Annotated in this window: 19 protein-coding genes; 10 read left to right on the top strand and 9 right to left on the bottom strand. The window is 60.7% G+C overall.

The window, feature by feature from the left end; translation table 11 throughout:
• Positions 1 to 113: 113 nt before the first annotated feature.
• The gene (locus JFU04_RS01140) at positions 114 to 2564 is read right to left on the bottom strand and encodes a glycogen/starch/alpha-glucan phosphorylase (protein ID WP_065899830.1); all 2451 of its coding nucleotides are present in this window, start codon (positions 2562 to 2564) and stop codon (positions 114 to 116) included.
• Between the two features lie 237 nt (positions 2565 to 2801).
• Here JFU04_RS01140 and JFU04_RS01135 point away from each other — a divergent pair, with 237 nt between their 5' ends.
• Positions 2802 to 3236, top strand: coding sequence for a YkgJ family cysteine cluster protein (locus tag JFU04_RS01135; RefSeq protein WP_017529542.1), 435 nt, complete (start codon positions 2802 to 2804; stop codon positions 3234 to 3236).
• Between the two features lie 324 nt (positions 3237 to 3560).
• Here JFU04_RS01135 and typA read toward each other — a convergent pair whose 3' ends face one another.
• Both typA and thiI read right to left on the bottom strand, forming a co-directional pair.
• Entirely contained in the window at positions 3561 to 5381 is a 1821-nt protein-coding gene (gene typA / locus JFU04_RS01130; RefSeq protein WP_058423717.1) for a translational GTPase TypA, read from the bottom strand.
• 139 nt (positions 5382 to 5520) lie between these two features.
• Positions 5521 to 6975, bottom strand: a complete 1455-nt coding sequence (thiI, locus tag JFU04_RS01125; protein WP_106805397.1) for a tRNA uracil 4-sulfurtransferase ThiI — start codon at positions 6973 to 6975, stop codon at positions 5521 to 5523.
• Positions 6976 to 7309: 334 nt separating this feature from the next.
• Here thiI and glnA point away from each other — a divergent pair, with 334 nt between their 5' ends.
• From glnA to ntrC, 4 genes are all read left to right on the top strand, one after another.
• A complete protein-coding gene (gene glnA / locus JFU04_RS01120; protein ID WP_065899824.1) occupies positions 7310 to 8716 on the top strand; it encodes a type I glutamate--ammonia ligase in 1407 nt (468 codons plus the stop codon).
• A 179-nt stretch (positions 8717 to 8895) separates the two neighbouring features.
• On the top strand, positions 8896 to 9432 hold the full coding sequence (locus JFU04_RS01115) for a chorismate mutase (RefSeq protein WP_065899821.1): 537 nt from the start codon (positions 8896 to 8898) through the stop codon (positions 9430 to 9432).
• Between the two features lie 338 nt (positions 9433 to 9770).
• Positions 9771 to 10856 carry a nitrogen regulation protein NR(II) gene (glnL, locus tag JFU04_RS01110; RefSeq protein ID WP_016979130.1) on the top strand — a complete coding sequence of 362 codons (1086 nt, stop codon included), beginning with the start codon at positions 9771 to 9773 and terminating at the stop codon, positions 10854 to 10856.
• Positions 10853 to 12289 carry a nitrogen regulation protein NR(I) gene (gene ntrC / locus JFU04_RS01105; RefSeq protein WP_008435682.1) on the top strand — a complete coding sequence of 479 codons (1437 nt, stop codon included), beginning with the start codon at positions 10853 to 10855 and terminating at the stop codon, positions 12287 to 12289. Before glnL ends, ntrC begins: the two co-directional genes overlap by 4 nt.
• Positions 12290 to 12914: 625 nt before the next feature.
• Here ntrC and JFU04_RS01100 read toward each other — a convergent pair.
• Entirely contained in the window at positions 12915 to 13355 is a 441-nt protein-coding gene (locus JFU04_RS01100) for a hypothetical protein (protein WP_201143367.1), read from the bottom strand.
• Between JFU04_RS01100 and JFU04_RS01095 the strand changes: the two genes are divergently transcribed.
• Positions 13354 to 13809 (top strand): tRNA (cytidine(34)-2'-O)-methyltransferase, encoded by a 456-nt coding sequence (locus JFU04_RS01095; RefSeq protein ID WP_058413147.1) that lies wholly within the window; start codon positions 13354 to 13356, stop codon positions 13807 to 13809. The genes JFU04_RS01100 and JFU04_RS01095 overlap by 2 nt on opposite strands.
• A 132-nt stretch (positions 13810 to 13941) precedes the next feature.
• Here the strand turns inward: JFU04_RS01095 and secB are convergent, their stop codons facing one another.
• The 3 genes from secB to JFU04_RS01080 are packed head-to-tail and all read right to left on the bottom strand — an operon-like array spanning position 13942 to position 15130.
• The gene (gene secB, locus JFU04_RS01090; RefSeq protein ID WP_065899817.1) at positions 13942 to 14421 is read right to left on the bottom strand and encodes a protein-export chaperone SecB; all 480 of its coding nucleotides are present in this window, start codon (positions 14419 to 14421) and stop codon (positions 13942 to 13944) included.
• A 39-nt stretch (positions 14422 to 14460) separates the two neighbouring features.
• Positions 14461 to 14715 (bottom strand): glutaredoxin 3, encoded by a 255-nt coding sequence (gene grxC, locus JFU04_RS01085; protein WP_201143366.1) that lies wholly within the window; start codon positions 14713 to 14715, stop codon positions 14461 to 14463.
• A 1-nt stretch (position 14716) separates the two neighbouring features.
• Complete coding sequence (locus JFU04_RS01080) at positions 14717 to 15130, bottom strand: rhodanese-like domain-containing protein (protein WP_065899812.1); 414 nt, start codon at positions 15128 to 15130, stop codon at positions 14717 to 14719.
• Positions 15131 to 15281: 151 nt separating this feature from the next.
• Between JFU04_RS01080 and gpmI the strand changes: the two genes are divergently transcribed.
• From gpmI to JFU04_RS01060, 4 genes are all read left to right on the top strand, one after another.
• Positions 15282 to 16808: a 2,3-bisphosphoglycerate-independent phosphoglycerate mutase gene (gene gpmI, locus JFU04_RS01075; protein ID WP_106805400.1), complete on the top strand. Its 1527-nt coding sequence runs from the start codon at positions 15282 to 15284 to the stop codon at positions 16806 to 16808.
• 259 nt (positions 16809 to 17067) lie between these two features.
• Positions 17068 to 18363, top strand: coding sequence for a murein hydrolase activator EnvC family protein (locus JFU04_RS01070; protein WP_065899809.1), 1296 nt, complete (start codon positions 17068 to 17070; stop codon positions 18361 to 18363).
• 31 nt (positions 18364 to 18394) lie between these two features.
• Positions 18395 to 19711 carry a S41 family peptidase gene (locus JFU04_RS01065; RefSeq protein ID WP_065899807.1) on the top strand — a complete coding sequence of 439 codons (1317 nt, stop codon included), beginning with the start codon at positions 18395 to 18397 and terminating at the stop codon, positions 19709 to 19711.
• Position 19712: 1 nt separating this feature from the next.
• Positions 19713 to 20486: a divergent polysaccharide deacetylase family protein gene (locus tag JFU04_RS01060; RefSeq protein WP_120447417.1), complete on the top strand. Its 774-nt coding sequence runs from the start codon at positions 19713 to 19715 to the stop codon at positions 20484 to 20486.
• Positions 20487 to 20929: 443 nt separating this feature from the next.
• Here JFU04_RS01060 and JFU04_RS01055 read toward each other — a convergent pair whose 3' ends face one another.
• Together JFU04_RS01055 and hisF are read right to left on the bottom strand one after the other, a co-directional pair.
• Positions 20930 to 21685 carry a substrate-binding periplasmic protein gene (locus JFU04_RS01055; protein ID WP_201143365.1) on the bottom strand — a complete coding sequence of 252 codons (756 nt, stop codon included), beginning with the start codon at positions 21683 to 21685 and terminating at the stop codon, positions 20930 to 20932.
• Between the two features lie 66 nt (positions 21686 to 21751).
• Positions 21752 to 22522, bottom strand: a complete 771-nt coding sequence (gene hisF / locus JFU04_RS01050; protein ID WP_065899801.1) for an imidazole glycerol phosphate synthase subunit HisF — start codon at positions 22520 to 22522, stop codon at positions 21752 to 21754.
• Between the last annotated feature and the right edge of the window lie 64 nt (positions 22523 to 22586).

Raw genomic sequence — 22586 nt, 5'->3', positions numbered from 1 at the left:
GCCGGGCTTGCCCGCGATGCAGACACCTCGGCGTATCAGTCACACCGAGGTGATGCTATCGCAGGCAAGCCAGCGCCCACATAAACCCGCACGCATGTTCAGGTCAGCGATGTTTAGTCGAGGGCTTTCCAGATCTCGGTCGCGTACTCCCTGATGGTCCGGTCCGAGCTGAACCAACCCATCCGCGCCGTATTCAGCACTGCCGAACGCCACCATGCCTTGGAGTCGTGCCAATGCGCTTCGACCCGCGCCTGGGCGTCCCAGTAGGAATCGAAGTCGGCACACACCAGGAAGCGGTCGTAGTCGACCAGCCCGTCGATCAGGCCGACATAACGGCCCGGGTCATCCGGCGAGAACACCCCACCGCGAATCGCCTGCAGTACATCGTTGAGCCGATGCGATGCGGCAATCTCCGGCCCGGCGTTGAACTCACCGGCGTGCTTGCGGGCTTCCACCTGCTGCGCGCTGAGGCCGAAGATAAACATGTGCTCGGCGCCCACGCGCTCGTGCATTTCCACGTTGGCGCCGTCCATGGTGCCGATGGTCAGCGCGCCGTTGAGGCCAAACTTCATGTTACTGGTGCCCGAGGCTTCAAAGCCGGCGGTGGAAATCTGCTCCGACAAGTCCGCCGCCGGGATGATGCTTTCCGCCAGGCTGACGTTGTAGTTGGGCAGGAACACCACCTTGAGCAAACCGCGCACGGTCGGATCATTGTTCACGGTGCGCGCAATGTCGTTGGTCAGCTTGATGATCAACTTGGCCTGGTGATAACTGGCCGCCGCCTTGCCCGCGAAGATCTTCACGCGCGGCACCCAGTCGGTGCCAGGTTCGGCACGGATCGCCTGGTACAGCGCCACGGTGTGCAACAGGTTCAGCAGTTGGCGCTTGTACTCGTGGATGCGCTTGACCTGCACGTCGAACATCGCCGCCGGGTTGATCGCGATTCCCAACCGCTCATGAATGATGTCGGCCAATGCCCGCTTGCTGTGCAGCCGTTGCTCGGCAAACGCCTTGCGAAAGGTCTGTTTCTCGGCAAAGGGCTCAAGCTCTACCAGGCGCTCTTCGGGCTTGTCGAGAATGTCCGGGCCCAGCGCCTCCACCAGCATCGAGGTGAGCTTGGGATTGGCCTGGTACAGCCAGCGGCGGAAGGTGATGCCGTTGGTTTTGTTGTTGATGCGCTCCGGGTAGAGCTTGTGCAATTCGGAAAACACCGTGCTGCGCATCAACTGGGTGTGCAGGCCGGACACGCCGTTGACACTGTGGGAGCCGAGAAACGCGAGGTTACCCATCCGCACGCGACGGCCGTTGTCTTCTTCGATCAGCGATACCGCGCGCAGCACGTCGAAATCGTGGATGCCTTTGGCGCGCAGCGAGTCGATGTGCTGGGCGTTGATCAGGTAGATGATCTGCATGTGCCGCGGCAGCATGCGTTCCATCAGGCCGACCGGCCAGGTTTCCAGCGCCTCGGGCAGCAGCGTGTGGTTGGTGTACGACAAGGTTTCGACGGTGACATCCCAGGCGGCTTCCCATGGAATGTCGTGCAGGTCGACCAACTGGCGCATCAACTCGGCGACGGCAATGGACGGGTGGGTGTCGTTGAGCTGGATCGCCGCGTGCTCGCCCAGGCTCAGCACCGAGCCGTGCATGTTCTTGTGGCGGCGCAGCAGGTCCTGCAGCGAGGCCGAGACGAAGAAGTACTCCTGGCGCAGGCGCAGTTCCTGCCCCGCTTCGGTGCTGTCGGCCGGGTAAAGCACGCGCGAGATGCTTTCGGCGCGGGCCACTTCGGCCACCGCGCCCAGGTGGTCACCGGCGTTGAAGCGCTCCAGGTGCAGGTCTTCCACCGCCCGCGCACGCCACAACCGCAGGGTATTCACACTGGCCCCGCGCCAGCCGACCACCGGGGTGTCGTAGGCAACGGCGCGCACGGTTTCGTTGGGCGACCACACCTGGATCATCTTGCCGGAGGCATCCGCCAGGGTTTCGACGCTGCCGCCAAAGCCGATCGGGTAAATCACTTCGGCGCGTTCGAATTCCCACGGGTTGCCGAAATCCAGCCAGCGTTCGGTTTGCTCCTGCTGCCAGCCATCGACAATCGCCTGGCGGAACAGGCCGTGTTCATAGCGGATGCCATAGCCATGGCCGGCAATGCCCAGGGTCGACATGCTTTCCATGAAGCAGGCCGCGAGACGGCCCAGACCGCCGTTGCCCAGCGCCGCGTCGGGCTCCAGCAGGCGGATGCGCTCCAGGTCCACGCCCAGCTCGGACAGGGCTTCGCGCGCAATTTCCAGCACGCCAAGGTTGCTCAGGCTGTCGTAGAGCAAGCGGCCGATGAGGAATTCCAGCGAGAGGTAATACACCCGCTTCTGGCCCTTGCGGTAGATCCGCCGCGTGTGGTCCATCCAGTGGTCGACCATCTGGTCGCGGGCGGCCAGGGCAATGGCTTCGAACCAGTCATGGTCGAAGGCGTGATCCGGGTCCTTGCCCACCGCGTAGGTGAGTTTGGTCAAGACGGCATCGCGAAATGCGGCTACCTCTGCTTCTCGTGCAAGTGGTTCCTGAGACATCAAATGCGACCTCGGGCGAGATAGAAGGAGTTGCTAGAGCCTAGACGGTCTGACAGACGGTAGACGCTCTGGTTCGGCAGTTTTTTAACTCATTCACCTTTGCGGGAATTAGATGCAGGGGCCGTGCCTGCTTTCCCCTGGCGCACCGTTGGAGATGAAATCTGCAAAATATTGTTCAAAAAATCACCAATCCCGGTATGATCGCGCGCCCGGATATCGCCCCACCTTGGAACCCTGATGAAGCCTCAACTGATCGCCGCCGCGGAACTCGACCGTCTCGAGACCTGGCAGAAATATTCCGCCCACATGTGCGGTGGCTGCGTGTCCAGCTGCTGCACGCTGCCGGTCGAGGTGAAGATCAAGGACCTGATCCGCATTGGCATCGTCGATGAGTTCGAGCGCGGCGACCCGCCGAAGAACATCGCCAAGCGCTTGCAGAAGGAAGGCATCGTCGAGCGCTTCAATTCCAAGTCGGAAATATTCACCCTGCAACGCATGAGCAACAACGATTGCCTGTACCTGGATCGTAAGACGCGTTTCTGCACTATTTATGACAAGCGCCCGGACACCTGCCGCAACCACCCCAAGATCGGCCCGCGCCCAGGGTATTGCGCGTACAAGCCGAAGGAAGTGGTGCGCGAAACCAAGTTCAAGACCCTCGACAAGTTCTGATCCAACCCCCCCTTTGGCAAGCGGGCCTGCTCTGATGAACAAGCCCGCTGTGATGAATGAGCCTGTTGTGGTGGACGGGCTTGTTGTGATGAACGAGCCTGTTGTGGCGAGCGGGCTTGCCCCGCGTTGGGCTGCGCAGCAGCCCCAAACCCAAACACCTCGGTTTGCCTGAAACAACGCACCGATTCCTGGAGGGGCCGCTTCGCAGCCCAACGCGGGGCAAGCCCGCTCACCACAAAAGCCGCCGGCGCCCCCAATAAGCAGGCATAAAAAAACGCCCCCGGCCTTTCGACCGGGGGCGTTTTTCATTCAGCCTGAGTTAACTCAGTTCTTGGCTTTCTTGGCAGCGCGGGTACGCTCGCCTTCGTCCAGGATCTTCTTACGCAGGCGGATCGACTTCGGCGTCACTTCGCACAGCTCGTCGTCCTGGATGAATTCCAGGGCCTGTTCCAGGGTGAAGCGAACAGGTGGAACCAGGGCGATGGTTTCGTCTTTACCCGAAGCACGCATGTTGTCGAGCTTCTTGCCTTTGGTTGGGTTGACGCCCATGTCGTTGTCACGGCTGTTCAGACCAACGATCTGGCCGTTGTAGATCTCTTGACCGTGTTCAACGAACAGCTTGCCACGCGCCTGCAGGGTTTCCAGGGAGTAGGTCAGTGCCTTGCCGGTTTCAACCGATACCAGAACACCGTTCTGACGGCCGGACATGTCGCCGGACTTCATGGTGTCGTAGCGATCGAAGATCGAGGTCAGGATGCCAGCACCGTTGGTCAGGGTCAGGAACTGGTTACGGAAACCGATCAGACCACGAGCAGGGATGTTGTATTCCAGACGTACACGGCCCTTGCCATCCGGCACCATGTTGGTCAGGTCGCCCTTACGCAGGCCCATCTCTTCCATGACCTTGCCCTGGGATTCTTCAGGGGTGTCGATGGTCACGTTTTCGAACGGTTCCTGCTTCACGCCGTCAACCTGACGGATGATCACTTCAGGACGACCAACGCCCATTTCGAAGCCTTCGCGACGCATGGTTTCGATCAGTACCGAGAGGTGCAGCTCACCACGGCCGGAAACCTTGAACTTGTCAGCCGAGTCGCCTTCTTCAACGCGCAGAGCAACGTTGTACAGCAGCTCTTTGTCCAGACGCTCCTTGATGTTACGGGAGGTCACGAACTTGCCTTCTTTACCGCAGAATGGCGAGTCGTTTACCTGGAAGGTCATGGAAACGGTTGGCTCGTCAACGGTCAGGGGCTTCATCGCCTCGACAGCGTCCGGGTGGCACAGGGTGTCGGAGATGAACAGCGAGTCCATACCGCTGATGCACACGATGTCGCCAGCAGCCGCTTCTTCAACGTCGATGCGGTGCAGACCGTGGTGACCCATCAGCTTCAGGATACGACCGTTGCGCTTCTTGCCGTCGGCGCCGATAGCGACAACCGGGGTGTTCGGCTTGACGCGACCACGAGCGATACGGCCAACGCCGATAACACCCAGGAAGCTGTTGTAGTCCAGTGCGGAGATTTGCATCTGGAACGGACCGTCACGGTCAACAGCCGGCGCAGGTACGTTGTCGACGATCGACTGGTACAGCGGGGTCATGTCTTCAGCCATGTCGGTGTGGTCCAGACCGGCAATACCGTTCAGGGCCGAGGCGTAGACGACTTTGAAGTCCAGCTGTTCTTCGGTAGCACCCAGGTTGTCGAACAGGTCGAAGATCTGGTCCAGAACCCAGTCCGGACGCGCGCCTGGACGGTCAACCTTGTTGATGCACACGATCGGACGCAGGCCGGCTTCGAACGCCTTCTTGGTCACGAAACGGGTTTGCGGCATAGGGCCGTCTTGAGCGTCAACCAGCAGCAGAACGGAGTCAACCATCGACATTACGCGTTCTACTTCGCCGCCGAAGTCGGCGTGGCCCGGGGTATCCACGATGTTGATGTGGTAGCCGTTCCAGTTGATAGCGGTGTTTTTTGCCAGGATGGTAATACCGCGCTCTTTTTCCTGGTCGTTGGAGTCCATCACGCGCTCGTCGTTGAGCTCGTTGCGCTCCAGGGTGCCGGATTGACGCAGGAGTTTGTCTACCAGGGTGGTTTTACCATGGTCAACGTGAGCAATGATGGCGATGTTACGTAGATTTTCGATCACTTGTGTATCTCGATCAGAGGATTCGGTGTGCTGACAGGTCGTGGCAGCGATTAACAGTAGAGTCAGGCCTTGCCGTTACAGCTTGACGGCAGAGTCGGGGGGCCGGTGACGCAGGCCACAGGCAAACAGCCCCGGGCTCTTAGCTCGGTCGATAAACGCGCACATTGGCATACCCCTCACTGAGCAAATGGTGAGCATGCAGGCGACTCATCACGCCTTTGTCGCAATACAGCAGGTACTGACGGCTGTTATCCAGTTCCTTGAAACGCGCGTTCAATGCATAGAACGGCAGCGTTTGTACGTCGATGCCGGCGATCTCCAGCGGCTCATCTTCAGCGGCATCCGGGTGACGGATGTCGACGACGATCTGGCCGGCCAGGGCTTCGCTGACTTCTTCGATCTGCACATCCTGGCCCAGTTCATCGATGACACGATCGATCGGGACCAGCTTGGCGTTCTCGAGCGCACGCTCCAGAATCGCCATGTCGAATTCTTTTTCTTCATGCTCCACGCGGTGACGCTTGGCGTGGGTCTTGGGGTTCACCGAGATGACCCCGCAGTACTCGGGCATGTGCTTGGCAAAGTCGGCGGTGCCGATCTGCTCTGCCAGGTCGATGATGTCCTGCTTGTGGCTGGCGATCAGCGGGCGCAAGACCAGCTTCTCGGTGACGCAATCGATGATCGACAGGTTCGGCAGCGTCTGGCTGGACACCTGGGAGATCGCTTCACCGGTCACCAGCGCGTCGATCTGCAATTGATCGGCGATTCGGGACGCAGCGCGCAACATCATACGCTTCAATACTACGCCCATATGACTGTTATCGACTTTGCCGAGAATTTCGCCCAGCACTTCCTCGAACGGCACGCTCACAAATAGCACGCGCTGGGAGCTGCCGTACTTCTTCCAGATAAAGTGCGCGACCTCCATCACGCCCAATTCGTGTGCACGCCCGCCCAGGTTAAAGAAGCAGAAGTGGCTCATCAGGCCGCGGCGCATGATCTGGTAGGCCGCCACCGTGGAATCGAAACCGCCGGACATCAGCACCAGGGTCTGTTCCAGGGCGCCCAGCGGGTAGCCGCCGATGCTGTCGTGCTGGCTGTGGATCACAAACAACCGTTGGTCGCGAATTTCCATGCGCACTTCAATTTGCGGCGCCTTGAGGGAAATTCCGGCGGCGCCGCACTCGCGACGCAGCTTGCTGCCGACGTATTTTTCGACATCCATGGAGCTGAACGGGTGCTTGCCGGCACGCTTGCAGCGCACCGAAAAAATCTTGCCTTCCAGCGCGCTGCCGTAGTGCTGCTTGCACTTTTCGGTGATGTCGTCGAAGTCGCCCAGCGGGTACTCGTCGACCTGCAGGAAATGCGCGATGCCCGGCATGCAGCTCAGGCGCTCAGTCATATCCTTCAAGGCTTTGGCGTCGGTTACGCGGGTTTCCAGCTCGAGGTTGTCCCACACGCCGTTCACCACCACAGCCGGGTCCAGATCGCGGAGCACGGCACGGATGTTCTTGGCCAACTGACGGATGAAACGCGTCCGTACCGGTCGGCTCTTGATGGTGATCTCGGGGAAGACTTTAACGATTAATTTCATGGAAACAGCGCGCGCAGGGCCTGCCGAAAAAGGGGGGCGCGGATTATAGCGGAAATCGCTCAAGGTTTAACCAGTTAATATGCATCAGCCGCTTCACGCACCAAAACGGGTCATTTATAGAAATTAACGCTACATTGCAGTGCGTTATTTATTCCGTTTCAGCGGATTGCACCTTTATAGGGGCCATTTTGAAGCAAAAAGGCCATGTTGGCGCACTGGCATGCAATTTGCTCTCTTGTGAGGCAGGTTGCCATGGCGGAGTATCCGCGCCGGCATCACCCACATTCTAAGGGCTAACTCCACTACCCCAGCCCGAAGCCACCCGGAGGACACCATGTCGAAGTCGGTTCAACTCATCAAAGATCATGACGTTAAATGGATTGATCTGCGCTTCACGGACACAAAAGGCACTCAGCACCACGTGACCATGCCGGCTCGCGACGCGCTGGATGATGCTTTCTTCGAAGAAGGCAAAATGTTCGACGGCTCCTCCATCGCCGGCTGGAAAGGCATCGAAGCTTCCGACATGATCCTGATGCCGGACGACAGCACTGCCGTACTGGACCCGTTCACCGAAGAAGCCACCCTGATCCTGGTGTGCGACGTGATCGAGCCTTCGACCATGCAGGGCTACGACCGCGACCCACGTGCGATCGCCAAGCGTGCCGAGGAATACCTGAAGTCCACCGGTATCGGTGACACCGTATTCGTAGGCCCAGAGCCAGAATTCTTCATCTTCGACCAAGTCAAGTTCAAGTCCGACATCTCCGGCTCGATGTTCAAGATCTACTCCGAGCAAGGTTCGTGGATGTCCGACCAGGACGTGGAAGGCGGCAACCATGGCCACCGTCCAGGTATCAAAGGCGGCTACTTCCCGGTTCCACCGTTCGACCACGACCACGAAATCCGTACCTCCATGTGCAACGCCATGGAAGACATGGGCCTGGTCATCGAAGTGCACCACCACGAAGTGGCCACTGCCGGCCAGAACGAAATCGGTGTGAAGTTCAACACCCTGGTTGCCAAGGCTGACGAAGTTCAGACCCTGAAGTACTGCGTACACAACACTGCCGTGGCCTACGGCCGTACCGCTACCTTCATGCCTAAGCCACTGTACGGCGATAACGGTTCGGGTATGCACGTTCACCTGTCCATCGCCAAAGAAGGCAAGAACACCTTCGCTGGCGAAGGCTATGCCGGCCTGTCCGACACCGCCCTGTACTTCATCGGCGGCATCATCAAGCACGGTAAGGCCCTGAACGGCTTCACCAACCCGTCGACCAACTCCTACAAGCGTCTGGTCCCAGGTTTCGAAGCACCGGTGATGCTGGCCTACTCGGCTCGCAACCGTTCTGCCTCGATCCGTATTCCTTACGTGTCCAGCCCTCGCGCTCGCCGTATCGAAGCACGCTTCCCGGATCCAGCAGCCAACCCGTACCTGGCCTTCGCTGCCCTGGTAATGGCCGGCCTGGACGGTATCCAGAACAAGATCCACCCTGGCGACGCCGCCGACAAAAACTTGTACGACCTGCCGCCTGAAGAGGCCAAAGAGATCCCACAAGTGTGCGGCAGCCTGAAAGAAGCCCTGGAAGAGCTGGACAAGGGCCGTGCGTTCCTGACCAAAGGCGGCGTATTCAGCGACGACTTCATCGATGCCTACATCGAGCTGAAAAGCGCAGAAGAAATCAAAGTACGCACCTTCGTACACCCACTGGAATACGAGCTGTACTACAGCTGCTGATCCGGTAGCGCTGCGTAACGCGGCGTGATGAAAAAGACCTCCTTCGGGAGGTCTTTTTTTTGCCTGCACATCATGAAAAATGCAGCCTCGGGCTCGCGCGTGATTGCGCCGCATCCAGTACCTGTTGTATTGACTGACACTGCCATCGCGGGCAAGCCCGCTCCCACAGGAGATCGCCTTTGAAGCTTCGACTTGCCTCTGTCCTATTATTTATCAGCGCCAATGCACTCGCCGCCCCACCGACCCTGGAGCCTTTGCTCAACAGCATCGCCGAACGCCTGGAGATTGCCGATCAGGTCGCGCTGAGCAAGTGGGACAGCAAAAAGCCCGTGGAAGACAAGAAGCGCGAGCAAGAAGTGATCGCCAGCGTTATCGCCCAGGCGCCAACCTACAAGCTGGCGCCCGCCGCGGCCGAGCAGTTTTTCTCGGCGCAGATCGAAGCGAACAAACTGGTGCAGTACACCCATCTGTCCGACTGGCAGTTCCAGGGCAAGGCGCCGGACGATCCGCGACCGGACCTGGTCAAGCAGATCCGCCCGAAACTGGATGAACTGCAAAAACGCCTGCTGCAGCAACTCGCCGACTTCACCCCGCAGCGCACCGACGCGCAGTGCCCGCAATGGCTCGCCTCAGCCGTGCACGAGCCACTGAATGATCCGCTGCGCCAACTAGCAATGATCCGCGCCACCGCCGAGCTGTGCATCAACAAAGGCTAAAAGCTGCAACCCCATCAAAACTGTGGGAGCTGGCTTGCCTGCGATAGCGCAGGCAAGCCAGCGCCTCCATGCGCGCAACCTTTCAAGTCATCCCCTCACTTCCTGAACAACCTTCACAAAACCGCACTATATTGGTGCGATAGGCTGCACCCTTCCCACCTGCCCAGCCCATTTTGGTTCGATTCTTCCCGATCAAGCTGGCAGAACGCCACAGTTTCGCGCCTAAAACCCCTAATTCAGGGCTTTAACGCTTCTTTTCGGAGCCTTGGTTTGGTTTTTGCATTTTCCTTGTATCAGCGTGTGCCTCAAGCCCGCGCCATGCTCCAAAAGAGGTCCTGATGACCATCAGCGATGCACTGCACCGTTTGCTACTCGACAACCTGACCACCGCGACCATTCTGCTCAATGACGATCTGCGCCTTGAGTACATGAACCCGGCGGCGGAGATGCTCCTGGCCATCAGCGGCCAGCGCAGCCATGGGCAGTTCATCAGCGAGCTGTTCACCGAATCGGCCGAAGCCTTGAGCTCGTTGCGCCAGGCGGTGGAGCAGGCACACCCGTTTACCAAGCGCGAGGCGATGCTCACGGCCCTGACCGGCCAGACGCTGACCGTCGACTACGCCGTTACCCCGATCCTGAGCAATGGCGCCACCCTGCTGCTGCTCGAAGTCCACCCCCGCGATCGCCTGCTGCGCATTACCAAGGAGGAAGCGCAGTTGTCCAAGCAGGAAACCAGCAAGATGCTGGTGCGCGGCCTGGCCCACGAGATCAAGAACCCCCTCGGCGGGATTCGCGGCGCGGCGCAGCTGTTGGCCCGTGAGCTGCCGGACGAGAACCTCAAGGACTACACCAACGTCATCATCGAGGAAGCCGACCGCCTGCGGAACCTGGTGGACCGCATGCTCGGCTCCAACAAACTGCCGTCGCTGGCGATGACCAACGTGCACGAGGTGCTGGAGCGTGTCTGCCAACTGGTCGAAGCCGAAAGCCAGGGCTGCATCACCTTGGTGCGCGACTACGACCCGAGCATTCCCGACGTCTTGATCGACCGCGAGCAGATGATCCAGGCGGTGCTCAATATCGTGCGCAACGCCATGCAGGCCATCAGCAGCCAGAACGAACTGCGCCTGGGCCGCATCAGCCTTCGCACCCGTGCCCTGCGCCAATTCACCATTGGCCACGTGCGCCATCGCCTGGTGACCAAGGTCGAGATCATCGACAACGGCCCGGGCATTCCTGCGGAACTGCAGGAAACCATTTTCTTTCCCATGGTCAGCGGCCGTCCGGACGGTACCGGGCTGGGCCTGGCCATCACCCAGAACATCATCAGCCAGCACCAGGGTCTGATCGAATGTGAAAGCCATCCTGGCCACACCACGTTCTCGATCTTTCTGCCTCTGGAACAAGGAGCCCCATCGACATGAGCCGTAGTGAAACTGTCTGGATCGTCGATGACGACCGTTCTATCCGCTGGGTCCTCGAGAAAGCCTTGCAACAGGAAGGCATGACCACCCAGAGCTTCGACAGCGCCGACGGGGTGATGAGTCGCCTGGCTCGCCAGCAGCCGGATGTGATCATCTCAGACATCCGCATGCCCGGCGCCAGTGGCCTGGATCTGCTGGCACGGATCCGCGAGCAGCACCCGCGCCTGCCAGTGATCATCATGACCGCGCACTCGGACCTGGACAGCGCTGTCGCGTCCTATCAGGGCGGTGCGTTTGAATACCTGCCCAAGCCGTTCGATGTGGACGAGGCAGTGGCGCTGGTCAAGCGCGCCAACCAGCACGCCCAGGAACAGCAGAACCAGGAAGCGCCACCCGCCCTGACCCGCACCCCGGAAATCATCGGCGAGGCGCCGGCGATGCAGGAAGTGTTTCGCGCCATCGGGCGTTTGAGCCACTCCAACATCACCGTGCTGATCAACGGCGAGTCGGGTACTGGTAAAGAGTTGGTGGCCCATGCCCTGCACCGTCACAGCCCACGGGCCGCATCGCCGTTCATTGCCTTGAACATGGCGGCGATCCCCAAGGACCTGATGGAGTCCGAGCTGTTCGGCCATGAAAAAGGGGCCTTCACCGGCGCAGCCAACCTGCGTCGCGGGCGTTTTGAACAGGCCGACGGCGGCACGTTGTTCCTCGACGAAATCGGCGACATGCCGGCCGACACCCAGACCCGCCTGCTGCGTGTATTGGCAGACGGTGAGTTCTACCGCGTCGGCGGGCACACGCCGGTCAAGGTCGACGTGCGTATCATCGCCGCGACGCACCAGAACCTGGAAACCCTGGTGCACGCGGGCAAATTCCGTGAGGACTTGTTCCACCGCCTCAACGTGATCCGCATCCATATTCCGCGGATGTCGGACCGTCGTGAAGACATCCCGACCCTCGCCCGCCATTTCCTCAGCCGCGCCGCCCAGGAGCTGGCTGTCGAGCCGAAGCTGCTCAAGAGCGAGACCGAGGAATACCTGAAGAACCTGCCATGGCCAGGCAACGTGCGCCAGCTGGAGAACACCTGCCGCTGGATCACGGTGATGGCTTCCGGGCGCGAAGTGCACATCAGCGACCTGCCGCCGGAGCTGTTGAGCCTGCCACAGGACTCGGCGCCGGTGACCAACTGGGAACAGGCGCTGCGCCAATGGGCCGACCAGGCCCTGGCTCGCGGCCAGTCGAACCTGCTGGACAGTGCCGTGCCGGCCTTCGAGCGGATCATGATCGAAACCGCCCTGAAACACACCGCCGGCCGCCGCCGCGATGCCGCCGTGCTGCTGGGCTGGGGCCGCAACACCCTGACGCGCAAGATCAAGGAGTTGGGGATGAAGGTCGATGGCGGGGATGATGACGAAGGTGATGAGGCCTGATCACTCATCCCTGATCCACTGAAGATCTAATGTGGGAGCCGGGCTTGCTCGCGATGGCGCTGTGTCAGTCACTGGATGTATCGACTGACACAGCGCCATCGCGGGCAAGCCAGCTCCCACATTTGTTTTGTACCAGACTAACGACCGTGCACCGCTTCAATGCACCATGAACCGGCATCGGGCACGTATCCCAAGCGCAAAACAGCCGCCTGATTAAGAAAAAACCAAATCGCAAAAACACCAAAGCCCCGTAATCCGGGGCTTTGCGCTTTTTGACAACTTTTTTTGGCACACATTGCAAACTCTGGCACGCGCCCTGCAACAACCCTTGTACTACCCAGTTTCGGGGACCTTGGTACAGGCAGGCCGAGAATCCCCTCTTTACACCCGGGGTGCTTGATGCGAATCGCGTCGCGCTCCACACCGCTTTGGGGAACCTCGGTACAGGCAGGCCGGGGATTCCCTCTTTAACACCGAAGCCGTAATGGCTTCACCCCGTTTTGGGAGCCCTGGTACAGGCAGGCCGGGAACTCCCTTCTTTACACCCGGGGCTTATGCGGCACAGCGCCCATAGCCCCAGCCCGTTTTGGGGACCTTGGTACAGGCAGGCCGGGGATTCCCTCTTTTATTGCTCTTGGAGATGGATCTCCAGCCGCCAGCGGCCATCGGCCTTCTCCCCTTTCCACTCCCCGCGCAATGGCCGAGCCGCCACCAGGTTCAGCAGCAAGCCGCCATCGGTCTTGCGCACGCGCCAGTTCACATCCTTATCGTTGACCTTGAGTTGCCCACCGGCCGCCTTGCCTTGCGCATCAAACAGCAGCGCCACGGTGCCATCAACCAACTCGCCGTGCAGCTTGGGTTCGTTGTTGAACCACACCACCACGCCGTCTGCCACTGTCTCGACCTGCTGCAATTCGACCGGGTCAGGCGTGGTCAAACGGCCGATCATCAGGCCGATCATCAGGCCAACAATCGCCAACGAGCCCATGACCTTCGGGAATAGCTTCGGCCTGGGGTCTTCTTCAGGGGTAGAATGCAGCGCATCTTTGCCTTCGGAGCCGTGCATGTTTCACGTCATCCTTTTTCAACCAGAAATTCCGCCGAATACCGGCAACGTTATCAGGCTGTGCGCCAACAGTGGCTGCCACCTGCATTTGATCGAGCCGCTGGGCTTCGACATGGACGACAAGCGCCTGCGCCGCGCCGGCCTGGACTACCACGAGTATGCCACCCTGCAGCGCCACGCCGACCTTGCCAGTTGCCTGGAAAGCCTGGGCCAGCCACGCCTGTTCGCGTTCACCACCAAGGGTTCGCGGCCGTTCCATGACGCCAGCTTTGCCGAAGGCGACGCCTTCCTGTTCGGCCCGGAAAGCCGGGGCCTGCCGGCCGAGGTGCTCGACGCCCTGCCCGACGGCCATCGCCTGCGTTTGCCGATGCGCGAGGGCTGCCGCAGCCTGAACCTGTCCAACACCGTGGCCGTCGCGGTTTACGAAGGCTGGCGGCAATTGGGGTTCAAGTAACACTGCATAACGAATGTGGGAGCGGGATTGCTCGCGAAAGCGGAGTGCCAGTCAACAAGGATATCGACTGAAGTACCGCATTCGCGAGCAAGCCCGCTCCCACATTGGATCGGCGTCGTTGCTCAGAACAGCTTACTGAACCGTTGGCGAGCCTTCCTGTTGCATGCGCTGCAGCTCTTGGGCGTACAGGGCATCGAAGTTCACCGGCGCCAGCATCAGTGCCGGGAACGAGCCACGGGTGACCAGGCTGTCCAGGGTCTCACGGGCGTACGGGAACAGGATGTTCGGGCAGAACGCGCCCAGGGTGTGGCTCATGGACGCTTCGTCCAGGCCCTGGATCAGGAAGATGCCAGCCTGTTGCACTTCAGCGATGAAGGCCACTTCTTCGCCGTTCTTGACGGTCACCGACAGGGTCAGCACGACTTCGTGGAAGTCGCCTTCCAGTGCCTTTTGGCGAGTGTTCAGGTCCAGCGCAACGCTTGGGGTCCATTCCTGACGGAAGATCGCCGGGCTTTTCGGCGCTTCGAACGACAGGTCGCGCACATAGATACGCTGCAACGAGAATTGTGGGCCTTGAGCTTCTGCTGCTTCGGTGTTCTGTTGGTCAGTCATCTCAGATCCTTGATCTTGGGGTCTTTTAGGGGTTGGGAGTCAGACGAGCAGCAGCGCATCGAGTTTACCCGCGCGCTCCAGGGCGAACAGGTCATCGCATCCACCGACATGTTTGGCGCCGATCCAGATCTGCGGCACGGACGTGCGCCCCGCCTTCTGGGCCATTTCGGCGCGCACCTGGGGTTTGCCGTCGACCTTGATCTCTTCGAAGGCAACACCCTTTTTCTCCAGCAAGGCCTTGGCCCGGATGCAGTAAGGGCACCAATCGCTGGAATACACGACAACCTGGCTCATATCACTTCACCAGCGGCAGGTTATCGGCCTTCCAGCTGCCGATACCGCCGGACAGTTTGGCGGCGGTAAAACCGCTCTTGAGCATCTCGCGGGCGTGGGTGCCGGCGTGCTGGCCTTGGGCGTCGACCAGGATGATGGTCTTGGCCTTGTATTTTTCCAGCTCGGCCAGGCGCGCGATCAGCTTGTCCTGCGGAATGTTCAGGGCACCAACGATATGACCGGCGGCAAATTCCTTGGCCGCACGGATATCCACGACAACGGCCTCATCCTTGTTGACCAGCGCGGTCAGCTCCGACGTGCTCAGGCTGCGGCCACCGCGGCTCAATTCATGAGCGATCAGCAGCGCCAGCAGGATGACGAAGGCACCCGCGAGCAGGTAGTGGGCAGTGGCAAATGCAATCAGGTGATCAACCATCAAGGAGGTTCCAGGGCGTTAAAATGGCGGTAAGTATACACAGCCGCCAAGGGGGGCCAACCCCCGTAAAGCGGTGACGTGGTCGGAACTTCGCTTTAAACTGCCACTCCCTTTTCAATTGTCTTCCTTTATTAACGCCGCGAGAGGATCTATGACTACTACGCCTAAACCTTTGGTCCTGATAATTCTCGATGGCTTTGGACACAGTGAAAGCCACCACGACAACGCCGTATACGCGGCCAGGAAGCCCGTGCTCGACCGCCTGGTCGCCACCGTTCCCAACGGCCTGATCTCCGGTTCCGGCATGGACGTGGGTCTGCCGGATGGCCAGATGGGCAACTCGGAAGTCGGCCACATGAATCTCGGCGCCGGACGAGTGGTCTACCAGGACTTCACCCGCGTGACCAAATCGATCCGCGATGGCGACTTCTTCGAGAACCCGACCATCTGCGCAGCAGTCGATAAAGCCGTCGCGGCCGGCAAGGCCGTGCACTTCATGGGCCTGCTCTCGGACGGCGGCGTCCACAGCCACCAGGACCACCTGATCGCGATGGCCGAGCTGGCCTTCAAGCGCGGCGCCGACAAAATCTACCTGCACGCCTTCCTGGACGGCCGTGACACTCCGCCGAAAAGCGCGCAATCCTCCATCGAGCTGCTCGACGCCACCTTCGCCGCCCTGGGCAAGGGCCGCATCGCCAGCCTGGTCGGCCGGTACTTCGCCATGGACCGCGACAACCGCTGGGACCGCGTGGCACAGGCCTACAACCTGATCGTCGACGGCCAGGCCGAATTCAACGCCGCCACCGCCCAGGAAGGCCTGGAAGCCGCCTACGCGCGTGGCGAGAGCGATGAATTCGTCAAGGCCACCACCATCGGCGAGCCGGTGAAAGTCGAAGACGGCGACGCCGTGGTGTTCATGAACTTTCGCGCCGACCGTGCCCGCGAGCTGAGCCACGTCTTCGTCGACGCCGGTTTCAAGGACTTCGAACGCGCGCGCCAGCCGAAAGTCGAGTTCGTGATGCTCACCCAATACGCCGCCAACATCCCGGCCCCCTCGGCTTTCGCCCCGGGCAGCCTGGAAAACGTGCTGGGCGACTACCTGGCGAAAAACGGCAAGACCCAGCTGCGGATCGCCGAAACCGAGAAGTATGCCCACGTGACCTTCTTCTTCTCCGGCGGGCGCGAAGAGCCGTTCCCGGGCGAAGAGCGCATCCTGATCCCGTCGCCAAAGGTCGCCACCTACGACTTGCAGCCGGAAATGAGCGCGCCTGAAGTCACCGACAAAATCGTCGACGCCATCGACAACCAGCGTTATGACGTGATCGTGGTCAACTACGCCAACGGTGACATGGTCGGCCACAGCGGCAACCTCGAAGCTGCCACCAAGGCGGTGGAATGCCTGGACCTGTGCGTCGGCCGCATCGTTGACGCGCTGGAAAAAGTCGGCGGCGAAGCACTGATCACTGCCGACCACGGCAACTGCGAGCAGATGTCCGATGAATCCACAGGGCAAGCCCACACTGCCCACACCACCGAGCCAGTGCCGTTCATCTACGTCGGCAAGCGCGACCTGAAAGTGCGCGAAGGCGGCGTACTGGCGGACGTGGCGCCGACCATGCTGAAGCTGATGGGGCTGGAGAAACCGAAAGAGATGACCGGCACTTCGATCCTGGTCTAAGTTTCGGATACACCACAAAACAGTGTGGGAGCGGGCTTGCCCGCGATAGCGGTAGATCAGCAGATATTCATATGGCTGACCCACCGCCATCGCCGGCAAGCCCGCTCCCACATTGGTTTTGCAGAGTTTTCAAAGATGTCGTTTTGCCATACCGGCGCCACTCGGCACCTATCTTGCCTTCCAGCCCGAATTGGGCGTTTTTTTTGCGGCGCTTGGCGGGCATACTAGGCCGTCCCTTTCCCTGGTGTCGCCCGCCTCTATGCTTCGCGCCTTGATTACCCTTGCTCTTGTCTGCCTGCTCCAACCGGCATTTGCCGATGAGCGCGCACAAACCCAACAACAGTTGGACGCTACGCGTCAGGACATTACCGAGCTGAAAAAGCTGCTCGGCAAGCTCCAGGAAGAAAAATCCGGGGTACAGAAAGACCTGCGCGGCACGGAAACCGAGATGGGCAAGCTGGAGAAGCAGGTCCAGGAGCTGCAAAAAGAACTAAAGAAGAGCGAGTCGGAACTGGAGCGACTCGACGCTGAGAAAAAAAAACTCCAGAGCGCACGCGTTGAACAGCAACGCCTGATCGCGATCCAGGCCCGCGCCGCCTATCAGAGCGGCCGCCAGGAATACCTCAAGCTGCTGCTCAACCAGCAGAATCCGGAAAAATTCGCGCGCACCCTGACCTACTACGACTACCTGAGCAAGGCCCGCCTGGAGCAGTTGAAAAGCTTCAACGAGACCCTGCGCCAATTGGTCAATGTCGAACAGGAGATCGCCAACCAGCAGTCGCAGTTGCAGGACCAGAAAAGCGCCCTCGACACCCAGCGCGACGAACTCGACAAGGTCCGCAAGGAACGCCAGCTGGCCCTGGCCAAGCTCAATGACGACGTGAAGGCCCGTGACGCCAAGCTGCAGGCCCGCGAGCAAGACCAGGCCGACCTGGCCAAAGTCCTCAAGACCATCGAGGAAACCCTGGCGCGCCAGGCACGCGAGGCCGAAGAAGCGCGGCAAAAGGCGTTGATCGCCCAGCAGGAAGCCGAAAAAAAGCGTCAGCGTGAGGCCGAACTGGCTGCCACCTCGGACGCTCCCGCGCCGCGTAAACCGGCACATGCGGCGCCCGGGCCGCTGGTTTCCAGCGCCGGTGAGTCATTCGGTGGCCCTTTTGCTTCAGCTCGCGGCAAACTTCCATGGCCAGTTGATGGTCGATTACTGGCACGCTTCGGTGAAACCCGTGGCGATGACACCCGCGCCAAGTGGGATGGGGTGATGATCAGCGCCTCCGCCGGCAGCCAGGTGCATGCCGTTCACGGTGGGCGCGTGGTGTTCGCCGATTGGCTGCGGGGCGCCGGTTTGCTGGTGATTCTTGACCACGGTAATGGCTATTTGAGCCTTTACGGCCACAATCAGACTTTACTCAAGTCGGCAGGTGATGTTGTAAAAGCCGGTGAATCCATCTCCACTGTGGGTAACAGTGGTGGCCAGGACACCCCGGCGCTGTACTTCGCTATTCGTCAGCAGGGCCGCCCGAGCGACCCTGCACAATGGTGCAGAACCCAAGGATAAGGGTCGCATCTACATTAGGAGTTCGTTCGACATGCTGCATTTGTCCCGCCTCACTTCGCTGGCCCTGACGATCGCCCTGGTGATCGGCGCGCCCCTGGCTTTCGCCGACCAGGCTGCCCCGGCTGCACCCGCCGCCTCGGCCGCGACCACCAAGGCACCGTTGCCGCTGGACGAATTGCGCACCTTTGCCGAGGTCATGGACCGGATCAAGGCCGCTTATGTCGAACCCGTAGACGACAAGACCCTGCTGGAAAATGCCATCAAGGGCATGCTCAGCAACCTCGACCCGCACTCCGCTTACCTGGGCCCGGAAGATTTCGCCGAGCTGCAGGAAAGCACCAGCGGTGAATTCGGCGGCCTGGGCATTGAAGTCGGCTCCGAAGACGGCAATATCAAGGTCGTCTCGCCGATCGATGACACCCCGGCGTCCAAGGCCGGCATCCAGGCCGGCGACTTTATCGTCAAGATCAACGGCCAGCCGACCCGCGGCCAGACCATGACCGAAGCCGTCGACAAGATGCGCGGCAAGATCGGCCAGAAAATCACCCTGACCCTGGTGCGCGACGGCGGCAATCCGTTCGACGTGACCCTGACCCGTGCCACCATCGTGGTCAAGAGCGTGAAGAGCCAGCTGCTGGAGTCGGGCTACGGCTACATCCGTATCACCCAGTTCCAGGTCAAGACCGGCGACGAAGTGGCCAAGGCCCTGGCCAAGCTGCGCAAGGACAACGGCAAGAAACTCAGCGGTATCGTGCTCGACCTGCGCAACAACCCCGGCGGCGTGCTGCAGTCTGCGGTGGAAGTGGTCGACCATTTCATCACCAAAGGCCTGATCGTCTACACCAAGGGCCGTATCGCCAACTCCGAGTTGCGCTTCTCGGCGACCGGCAACGACCTCAGCGAAAACGTGCCACTGGCCGTGCTGATCAACGGCGGCAGCGCCTCGGCATCGGAAATCGTCGCCGGCGCCCTGCAGGACCAGAAGCGCGGCGTGCTGATGGGCACCACCAGCTTCGGCAAAGGCTCGGTGCAAACCGTGCTGCCGCTGAACAATGACCGCGCGCTGAAAATCACCACCGCGCTGTACTACACGCCGAATGGTCGTTCGATCCAGGCCCAGGGCATCGTGCCCGACATCGAAGTGCGCAAGGCCAAGATCACCAACGAGATCGACAGCGAGTACTACAAAGAGGCTGACCTGCAAGGTCACCTGGGCAATGGCAACGGCGGTGCCGACCAGCCAACCGGCAGCGGCACCAAAGCCAAGCCGATGCCGCAGGACGACGATTACCAGTTGGCCCAGGCGCTGAGCCTGCTCAAGGGCCTGAGCATCACACGCAGCCGTTGATATGCGCTTTGCCCTGATCCTCGCTGTGCTGTGCAGCCTGGCGGGAGTCGCTCACGCGGCCCCCGCCAGCGAGCCCCACAAAGCCTACCTGACCCTCATCATCGACGACCTCGGGCAAAACCTGGCCCGGGATCGTCGCGTGCTGGCCCTGCCTGGGCCGGTCACCACCGCAGTCATGCCCGACACGCCCCACGCTGCCGAATTCGCCCGTGAAGCGCACAAGGCTGGCAAGATCGTGATCCTGCACATGCCCATGGACCCGGCCACCGGCCCGTTCGCCTGGCACCCCGAGCTGCCCATCGAAGAACTCGGCAAGCGCCTGGACGCCGCCTTCAAGGCCGTGCCCTACACCGCCGGTATCAACAACCACATGGGCAGTCGCATGACCGCCCAGCCGGCCGCCATGGCCTGGTTGATGGCCGAGCTGCAGCGGCGCAACAAATTCTTCGTCGACAGCCGCACCAGCGCACAAACCGTCGCCGCCGCCGAAGCACAGAAGATCGGCCTGGCGCATGTCTCGCGAGACGTATTCCTCGACGATGAACGCACCGAAGCAGCAATCACCACGCAACTGCAAACCGCGATCAAGCTGGCGCACAAACAGGGTTCGGCGGTGATGATCGGCCACCCTTATCCACAGACCCTGGCGGTGCTGGAGCGCGAGCTACCCAAGCTCAAGGCCCAGGGGGTCGACTGGATTGATATCAAGCTGATGATCAGCGTGCGCGGCAACCAGGCGATGGCCGGGCACGGCAAGAATGGTATTTATCGCTGACGATTCATTTTAGGAGCTGGCTTGCCAGCGATGGCGGGGCATCATTCAGCTGCTTCAGTGACTGACCTGGCGCTTTCGCGGGCAAGCCCGCTCCCACATTTTTTGAGCGTGTTTAGCCTGCTGATTGTGTAGCGCAATTTGTGGGAGCCTGGCTTGCCAGCGATGGCGGGGCATCAGTCAGTGGCTTCAGTGACTGACCTGGCGCTTTCGCGGGCAAGCCCGCTCCCACATTTTTGGGCGTGTTTAGCCTGCTGGTTGTGTAGCGCAATTTGTGGGAGCCTGGCTTGCCAGTGATAGCGGTGCATCAGTCAGCAGCTTCAGTGACTGACCCGGCGCTTTCGCGGGCCAGCCCGCTCCCACATTTTTGGGTGTGTTTAGGCCGCTGATTGTGTAGCGCAGTCGGTGGGAGACTGGATTGCCTGCTCCATAGAAGTGCTCGTCAGTTAAAGATAGTTCGCCATGATCTGGTCGACGACGCCGTCTTTACGCAACTGGTCCAGCGCGGCCTGCAGCCTGGCCACCAGTTCGTCCGGGACCTCCTTGTTCAACGCGAGGTAAAGCTGCGCACTGTTGAACCGCAGCACGGTCTTGAGCCCGGTCACACCGACCTGACGCGCCAGGTAACGCCCGGCAGGATCACCGGTGGCCCAGAGGTCGATCTGGCCATCCATGAGCTTTTGCGCGTTGTCCTGGTCGCGCAGTACCACCAGCGGGTTGAGCCCCTGTTTCTCAAGGGTCTCGGCGATCGCATCACCCTTGTAGGCGCCGATCTTGTAGCGGCGCGCGTGCTCCAGGTCGGACAGTTGGATCTTGCTGTCAGCCTTGGCCAGCATCACCCAATCATCCGGGCCGATCGGGCCGACCCACTTGAACAGCGCTTCGCGGTCCGGCAGTCGCGCCATCACGAATACGCCGTAGCCAGGCTTTTCCAAGGCGAGTTTGTAGATTCGCTCCCAAGGGAAACGCAACGTGAGGTTGTAGGAAATGCCGGCGCGCTTGAAGGTCTCGCGGACGATGTCCACGGCGATGCCTTCGATGTTTTCTTCCTTGGCGAAGTTCTTGCCGTTCTTGGCCATGTTGTAGGGCGGGAAATTTTCCGTCAGCAACACCAGGGCGGCGTCAGACGGTTCTTCGGCGTGGGCCGAACCTGCCAACAAAAGGGAAGTACTGGCGAGGGCGAGCAGCAGGGTCTTGAACATGAAGGCTACCGGAATCCATGGCAAGCGCAGAGAGTGCCGCGCGCCCGCCATGGTGTCCAGCAACGTTTAGCGAACGACGATACCGCGCGCTGCCATGTAGGCCTTGGCCTCGGGAACGGTGTATTCGCCAAAGTGGAAAATACTCGCCGCCAGCACCGCGCTGGCGTGGCCTTCGATCACGCCGTCAGCCAGGTGCTGCAGGTTGCCGACGCCGCCGGAAGCGATCACCGGAATGCCCAGCGCGTCGCTGATGGCGCGCGTCACGCCCAGGTCGAAGCCATTTTTCATGCCGTCCTGGTCCATGCTGGTCAGCAGGATTTCACCGGCGCCCAGGCCTTCCATCTTCATCGCCCACTCCACCGCGTCCAGGCCGGTCGGCTTGCGACCGCCGTGAGTGAAGATCTCCCAGCGCGGGGTTTCGCCCGGGGCGGAGACTTTCTTCGCATCAATGGCGACCACGATGCACTGCGAGCCGAAGTGCTGCGCGGCTTCGCCGACGAACTCCGGATTGAACACCGCAGCGGTGTTGATCGAGACTTTGTCCGCGCCCGCATTGAGCAGGTTGCGGATGTCTTGCACGGTACGCACGCCGCCGCCCACGGTCAGCGGGATGAACACCTGGCTGGCCATGCGCTCGACGGTATGCAGCGTGGTGTCGCGGCCGTCGACGCTGGCGGTGATGTCGAGGAAGGTAATCTCGTCGGCACCTTGCTCGTCATAGCGACGCGCGATTTCCACCGGGTCGCCGGCATCACGGATGTTCTCGAACTTGACGCCCTTGACCACGCGACCGTTGTCGACGTCCAGGCAAGGGATGATGCGTCTGGCTAAAGCCATTGACTTAATCTCCGATTAAGAAGCTTCAAGCTACAAGCGGCAAGCTGGAGCAGGTGTGCTTTGA

It is taken from the genome of Pseudomonas sp. TH21, from assembly GCF_016651025.1.
Lineage (GTDB): Bacteria > Pseudomonadota > Gammaproteobacteria > Pseudomonadales > Pseudomonadaceae > Aquipseudomonas > Aquipseudomonas aylmerensis.
Note: the sequence above shows the minus strand (reverse complement) of the source record. Positions and strands in the feature narration are given on the sequence as shown.